The sequence below is a fragment of the Sphingomonas ginsenosidimutans genome, assembly GCF_002374835.1.
Taxonomy (GTDB): domain Bacteria; phylum Pseudomonadota; class Alphaproteobacteria; order Sphingomonadales; family Sphingomonadaceae; genus Sphingomonas; species Sphingomonas ginsenosidimutans.
In genome coordinates, this window is sequence record NZ_NWVD01000023.1 from 1 (window position 1) to 2,616 (window position 2,616).

Here is a 2,616-nt window from a genome sequence, read left to right on the forward strand (position 1 = left end):
TCAGGATGATCGAACGGAATCGTCAAACTGGAAGCGGAGCTGTCCTCTCGGTTTTCAGAGGCTATTGACGCTATCCCAAATGATTGCAGGTAGCGCAGCCACGCCGATTGAACTGCCTTCAACGCGAATGCTCTGTCTCCAACCAATTCCTTGATTGGCAGATCGGAAAGGGTCTGCCGTGATTGCAGGATCGCAGCCATCCTGTCGGCTAGAACGGGTGGCAAACTCCAGCCTCGAAGGTGCAATCGGAGTACCTCACGCCAAAATGTCACCTCATCGTCGATCAGTACGGGGACGACCTTGAAGACGTGCGTCAGAATGAAGTCGCTCGTCGCTGCATCCCCTAAGGTCTGAGACGCATAGGCTTTCTGAGCATCAAACAGCTTGGCGTAATAATCTGGGTCGATCTGGCGCAGCACTGAACTACTGAGCTTGTCGAAAAGATCTGCCAAACCGAGCCGGACGATTCGCGCTTGCCGGATGTAGTCCCATGGCAGGATGTCGCTCGCATTGGACGAGAGATGTAGGATTAGCGCCGGGCTTGGTGGATCTCGCCCTTCGTCCCATGCGGCCCGATAGGTCTCTTCATAGTATGCCCTGAAGACCATTGGATCGTCGAATGAGACGAGTTCAAACCCGCGGTCACGCAAGGATTGGAGAACGTGCCCATCCAACAGCACAACATCGGGGTCGCAGGCGACCCAGAAACGCGCGAGATCTGCAGGAAATTCCTGCAGGATACGGTCGGTCCAAGCACTCATGGCATGACCGATCCAGGCGCACCGACACGCAACATCAGAACGGCGTTTAAATCAGGCGAATATGCTTCGGCTGCATCGAGCTGCGCCATGCGCGCATCGTGGTCGGCACGCAGGCGCTTGCGGCGGTAATCCCGGACTGTCTGCAGTCCGACCCGACCGATAGCTTGATGCCGCGTATCATAGGCATATTGGGCACGTTCACGCTCTTCCAGGATGCGAACGCGATGTTCCTCCGTCAGCTCGATAAAGATCCGCTCACCCTGAGTGAGAGCAGCATTTCTCGAGGCTTCAAAAAGTTCGCTTGTTGAGTTGCACTGAGAAGTGACCCGGGAGGGTTATAAGTTTTCACTGAGAATTGACCCATGTTTTCCTCGCCCCTGGCTGACAGTCAGGAGGCATCGGAGTGATCGACATGGACCTACTCAGTGTGATCCGCCGCTGGCATTTTCGGCAAGGCATCCCCATTCGCGAGATCCGGCGGCGGACTGGATTATCGCGCAACACGATCCGCAAATATCTGCGCGATGACGCGGTGGAGCCGACGTTCAAGGTTCCCAAACGGCCGAGCAAGCTTGATCAGTTTGCAGAAAAACTGACGACGTGGCTGCGGGTGGAATCTGGCAAGTCGCGCAAACAGAAGCGAACAGCCAAGCAGCTACATGCAGATCTGGTTAAGCTGGGCTACGAGGGATCATACAGCCGTGTTGCCGCCTTCGCCCGCTCGTGGAAGACCGAACGCCAATATGAAAAGCAAACCAGTGGGCGCGGCACATTCGTACCGCTGATCTTCCAGCCCGGTGAGGCCTTTCAGTTCGATTGGAGTGAAGATTACGCCCTTCTGAATGGCCGGCCTACCAAGCTGCAGGTGGCCCATACCAAGCTCTCCCACAGTCGGGCGTTCATCACGCGAGCCTATCTGCTGCAAACGCACGAGATGTTGTTCGACGCACTGACGCAGGCCTTCCGGGTGCTGGGCGGCGTGCCTCAGCGTGGAATATTCGACAATCTATGGACGCCTCCCGCCGCAAGATGATTCTGATCGGTACAGTTGGCTCGGGTTGCATGAATCTATCCGGCCTTTGGTTGAAGCGGTTAGGCTTCTGGCCTTGATGGGAGTCCGCTACTTCTTGCCTAATAACATGATCGGCCTTGATGGCCTTGTCGAAAATCAGGCTTCGAAGCGGCGGCCCATGCCGTTGCACCATCAGTATCCACCTCGCAATCGCTGTAGGACAGACCTCGTTTGCATGGCGCCGTTACGCCGGCAGATATTCTTCCTTCCGCGCCAACAGAACCCAAGCAATGCGGGCCGTCTTGTTAGCGAGCGCCACGAGCGCCTTGTTGAAGCCCGCCCGAGCGACAATTCCCTTCAACCAAACTGATCGTTGATCGTCTTTCGCAGCCAGTCGGCTGATCACTGCCCTCGCGCCATGAATGAGTTGTCTGCGCAGGTAGTGGTTGGCGCGTCGGCCAATGCCGCCGAGCTTGGGTTTGCCTCCGGTCGTATACTGTCTTGGGACCAATCCGATCCAGGCGGCGAGCTCGCGGCCTGAGCGGAAATGTCGACCGTCATCCACCGCTGCGACGAGCGCGGTCGCGATCACCGGCCCGACGCCCGGCAACGCAGCAAGCCGACGGCATGCGGCATGTTCGCGGCAGATGCTAACGAGCTTGGCATCGAGCTTCGCGAGGCGGGCTTCTACGTCGGTGAGCTGATCGATCAACTCCGTAAACAGCTCGCGGGCAAGTTCGGACAAATCAGCCTCAGCTACCGCAGCAGGAGCCTGTTGACGGAAGCGCCACGGACCTTTGGGCAGCACGACGCCATACTCGGCGAGAAGCCCTCGCGCGTGGT

3 protein-coding genes and 1 pseudogene are annotated in these 2,616 nt (G+C 57.6%); 2 read left to right on the forward strand and 2 right to left on the reverse strand.

What is annotated here, in order from left to right:
- On the reverse strand, window positions 1–761 hold a 761-nt coding region (locus tag COA17_RS18070; RefSeq protein ID WP_425442742.1), incomplete at its 3' end, for a hypothetical protein.
- A 98-nt stretch (window positions 762–859) separates the two neighbouring features.
- On the opposite strand from COA17_RS18070, the gene COA17_RS18075 reads away from it, so the two are divergent.
- Complete coding sequence (locus tag COA17_RS18075) at window positions 860–1,069, forward strand: hypothetical protein (protein WP_096614265.1); 210 nt, start codon at window positions 860–862, stop codon at window positions 1,067–1,069.
- A 104-nt stretch (window positions 1,070–1,173) separates the two neighbouring features.
- A pseudogene (gene istA, locus COA17_RS18080) lies at window positions 1,174–1,776 on the forward strand (IS21 family transposase); the annotation flags it as partial.
- 241 nt (window positions 1,777–2,017) lie between these two features.
- Here the strand turns inward: istA and COA17_RS18085 are convergent.
- Window positions 2,018–2,616, reverse strand: a 599-nt coding sequence (locus COA17_RS18085) for an IS110 family RNA-guided transposase (protein ID WP_141397133.1), incomplete at its 5' end; no start/stop codon positions are given.